The sequence below is a fragment of the Halomonas sp. genome (assembly GCF_052095765.1).
Lineage (GTDB): Bacteria > Pseudomonadota > Gammaproteobacteria > Pseudomonadales > Halomonadaceae > Halomonas.
Genome location: NZ_JBQDJZ010000141.1, coordinates 1 through 4,134 on the forward strand (window position 1 = coordinate 1; position 4,134 = coordinate 4,134).

Consider the following 4,134-nt stretch of genomic DNA (forward strand, 5'->3'; position numbering starts at 1 on the left):
GCACGCCCGATACGCGGCAACTTGCCGTCTTTGTCGAGCAAGCCACCCCGGTGGGCCACACCAATCAGCGTGCCGGAGGTGTCGAACAGATCGACAAACAGGAAGGCGAAGATGACGCTGAGCATGGCCACGTCAAGGGCACCAGCTAGATCCAGCTTGAGCAGTGTCGGCATGATCGAGGGTGGCATGGACACCAGGCCGCCAAACTCGTTATGGCCCAGGATGATGGCAAGCACGGTAACGCCGAGAATACCGATCATGACGGCACCGGTCACACGCAGGTAAGACAGCGCCGTAATCACGAAAAAACCCGCCAGCGAATAGAGGGCTGCGGGCTGAGTCATATCACCCAGCGCCACATAGGTGGCGGGATTCTGAACGATGATGCCGCCATTCTTGAGGGCGATCATCCCCAGGAACAAACCAATACCGGCGGCAATACCCAGCCTCAGCGACATCGGAATTGAATTGATGATCCACTCGCGTATGCGGAAGATACTCAGCAGGAAAAACGTCAGGCCTGACAGGAACACCGCACCCAGCGCGGCTTCCCAGCTGTACCCCATCCCCAACACAACACCGTAGGTGAAGAAAGCGTTAAGCCCCATGCCGGGCGCCTGGGCAATCGGGTAATTGGCCCAGATACCCATGATCAGACAGCCAACCGCCGCCGCCAAGCAGGTGGCCACAAACACCGCGCCGTAATCCATCCCCGACTCCGAGAGGATGCTCGGGTTGACGAAAATGATGTAGGCCATGGTAAGAAAAGTGGTAACACCGGCGATGACTTCCGTCTTGATGTCAGTCCCGTGTTCGGAAAGCTTGAAGTGGTTCTCGAACAGCCGATTCAGCATGAGATCGATCCTGCGTAGGCGAAAGGAAACCCAAGGGCGAGAAAGCCAGACATAGTACCGGATGACGCCACTGATGGCACCTCAGCGATTAACACTAACAAGGCTTTTTCAGCGATCATGCTCAGCAACCAGGCGTAGCGAGCATGTAATTAATCGCCACGAGCCGCCATCACGCGCTCGACCGTTTCGACAATAGCCTGGGTCTGGGGGTCGATCTCGATATTGACTCTGCCTCCCACACTGCACTCGCCAAGAATGGTGCGCGTCAAGGTTTCAGGAATTAGATCCACACAGAACTCTGTGCCTACCCCCTGCTGAACTGGTCTGATGGCACCAATAGTCAGGCTGGCACCGTCCACGCCAATGTAGCCTTTTGCAAACACGAAGCGCCCCAGCTCGGCGGGTAGCCTGAACCACAGCCGACGATTATTGGGTGCCTCATCAATTTCAAGCAGCTCGGCCATGGCTATCACATGCCCCGACATGGCATGGCCACCAATTTCATCACCGAAGCGTGCGGCCCGCTCGATATTGACCCGGTCGCCAACACCGAGCGCCCCCAAGTTAGTCACCCGTAGGGTTTCACGCATCAGGTCAAAACTGACGTTTTCGCCATCAATCTGCGTCACCGTCAGGCAGACCCCGTTATGGGCCACCGAGGCACCAATTTCGAGGCCGTGGCGCATGTCTTCTGGCAACGCCAGCACATGGGTGCGAAAGTCTTCAGCCTCATCAATCGCCACTAACTCGGCTGTCCCCTGCACAATACCGGTAAACATGCACTGTCCTCTTGTTTGTCTGTCTGTATCTGCCTGGCTAACGTCAGCTAGTTTAGAGAAGTTCGTTTGCCAACGTCCACGCGCAAGGAAGACTCCGTCGATTTGGCTCAATAGTAGCATGACAATAGATAACGGTATAAAGAACCCATGTCCAGTGCCTATAATTGACAACAACCCCCTTGGACCCTAGTCTTGCTCACCTCTTTTCAGGCGCCGACTTGATCCCGGATTGCGGGCGCCATTCTGGTGGCCCGAATGATAGAATTGCATAACGTTTCCAAAACCTACGAGTCAAAAAAAGGCGCACCTGTTGAAGCACTTAAGGCTGCCAGCCTTCACGTGCCCAAGGGGCAGATCCACGGCGTAATTGGCCTGTCCGGGGCGGGCAAGTCGACGCTGATCCGCTGCGTCAACCTGCTTGAACGCCCCACTACCGGCACCGTCAAGGTGGATGGCCAAGAGCTCACCCAGCTGTCACGGGATGCGCTGAACAAGGCGCGCCACGGCATCGGCATGATCTTTCAGCATTTCAACTTGCTGACCTCGCGTACCGTATCAGCCAATGTGGCCCTGCCGCTGGAATTGATGGGCATGCGCCGCGCCGAGATTCAACAGCGCATCGCGCCGTTACTGGAGCTGGTGGGTTTAGCCGATAAGGCCAACCAGTACCCGGCGCAGCTGTCGGGCGGCCAAAAACAGCGCGTGGCCATAGCCCGTGCGCTGGCCAGCCAGCCCAGGGTGTTGCTGTGCGACGAAGCCACCTCGGCACTCGACCCGCAAACCACCGGCTCGATTCTGGAGCTGCTGCAAGATATCAACCGCAAGCTGGGGCTAACAATTCTGCTTATCACCCATGAAATGGAGGTGGTCAAAGCCATCTGCCATCGCGTCAGTCTGATTTCCGACGGCATGCTGGTCGAGGACGCTGAAGTTGGCGACTTCTTTACCGCACCGCGCACCCAGCTGGGCCGTGAGTTTCTCAACGACTTCCTGGAACTCGAACCACCCAGAGAGCTGGTTGATCAGCTGGAAGAGCAGCCGGGGCCCAAAACCCACCCGGTGGTGCGCCTGGCGTTTTCCGGCGATGCGGTATCGACACCGCTGATTTCGCGACTTGCCCGCGACTGTGGCATCGACGTCAGCATCCTGCAGGCTAAGGTCGAATCCATTCAGGACCGCACTCTTGGCCTAATGATCGCCGAGCTGATGGGCAACGCCGCTGACACCCAAAAAGCACTCGACTATTTACAGCAGCACGACCTGACCGTGGAGGTGCTTGGCCATGTCCAGCGCGATGTTTGATCTGATTCTTAAGGCCACCCTGGACACCCTTTACATGGTAGGTATATCCGGTGTCATTTCCGCGCTGCTGGGTATTCCTTTGGGCGTGCTACTTTACGTGACACGCCCCAGGCAGGTGCTGGCTAATCCGGCGCTGAACAGTGTGCTCGGCATGGTAACCAATATCGGCCGCTCGATTCCCTTCATCATCCTGATGGTGGCGATCATTCCCTTCACGCGAATGCTGGTCGGCACATCAATCGGTACCAACGCCGCCTCAGTACCGCTGACCATTGCAGCCATTCCGTTTATCGCCCGGCTGGTGGAAGGCGCACTCAACGAAGTATCGCCGGGGCTGATCGAAGCCGCCCAGTCCATGGGCGCCACCCCCTGGCAGATCATCACCCGGGTGCTGCTGCCCGAGGCACGCGGCGGTATCTTCACCGCACTCACCGTCACTGCCGTCACCCTGATCAGCTATTCGGCTATGGCCGGCGCGGTGGGCGGCGGTGGTCTTGGCGACCTGGGTATCCGCTACGGTTACAACCGCTTCAACCCAACCATCATGCTGATCACTGTCGTCATACTGGTTGTCATGGTCCAGCTGTTCCAGAGCATCGGCGACTACCTGGTGCGCAAGAGCGACCACAAATAACCCCAGGCGCCTAACGGCGCCATCGCAGCCTAAAGGCAGCTCCTACAAAATCCAATAAAAACATCAACATGCGTCGAGTTTCGCAGGGGCGGCGCCTGTGCCGCGCCACCGCCGCGCAGCGGTGGCGAGCTTCGCTCTTAACACCCAGTTGACTTGCTGCTGCCATCCACCTAGTCTGCTGTCTTTCCTGGGGGTGCCCTTTTCGGGCTGAGAATCCGGCGTTTTCGCTGGTAACCCTTCGAACCTGATCCGGGTCATTCCGGCGAAGGGAAGGATCGCACACGCAATATCGCCTCTTCCTGCTCGTAGCACGCTATCACAGCGTCACGGGACTCGCCTGGACCGCCCCGGTCACCACGGATAGAGGACGCACTACCATGTCGCTTGACCCTGTTTGGACGGCCCTTTGGCTGATACTCTGTGCCGCCGCTTTTGCTATCCCCGGTCTGCTGTATGCCCGCCGCCATCCAGTAGATCTGGATAATTACATCGCCGCGCGCAACTCCCAGAGCACCCGCGCCACAGTAATTACCCTGTTGGCCACCACGCTGGGCACCTGGGTGCT

General features: G+C 58.0%; 4 protein-coding genes, 1 pseudogene and 1 riboswitch. Of the genes and pseudogenes, 3 read left to right on the plus strand and 2 right to left on the minus strand.

Annotated elements, in window-relative coordinates:
• Window positions 1-854, minus strand: an 854-nt coding sequence (locus ACTH3D_RS12730; protein WP_441667505.1) for an NCS2 family permease, incomplete at its 3' end; no start/stop codon positions are given.
• A gap of 149 nt (window positions 855-1,003) precedes the next feature.
• The gene (locus ACTH3D_RS12735) at window positions 1,004-1,633 is read right to left on the minus strand and encodes a riboflavin synthase subunit alpha (RefSeq protein WP_441667507.1); all 630 of its coding nucleotides are present in this window, start codon (window positions 1,631-1,633) and stop codon (window positions 1,004-1,006) included.
• 255 nt (window positions 1,634-1,888) lie between these two features.
• On the opposite strand from ACTH3D_RS12735, the gene ACTH3D_RS12740 reads away from it, so the two are divergent.
• From ACTH3D_RS12740 to ACTH3D_RS12750, 3 genes and pseudogenes are all read left to right on the plus strand, one after another.
• Window positions 1,889-2,935, plus strand: a complete 1,047-nt coding sequence (locus tag ACTH3D_RS12740) for a methionine ABC transporter ATP-binding protein (RefSeq protein WP_441667509.1) — start codon at window positions 1,889-1,891, stop codon at window positions 2,933-2,935.
• Entirely contained in the window at window positions 2,916-3,569 is a 654-nt protein-coding gene (locus tag ACTH3D_RS12745) for a methionine ABC transporter permease (protein WP_441667511.1), read from the plus strand. Before ACTH3D_RS12740 ends, ACTH3D_RS12745 begins: the two co-directional genes overlap by 20 nt.
• A gap of 179 nt (window positions 3,570-3,748) precedes the next feature.
• Window positions 3,749-3,857, plus strand: a riboswitch (TPP riboswitch).
• 89 nt (window positions 3,858-3,946) lie between these two features.
• Window positions 3,947-4,134, plus strand: a pseudogene (locus tag ACTH3D_RS12750) (sodium:solute symporter); the annotation flags it as partial.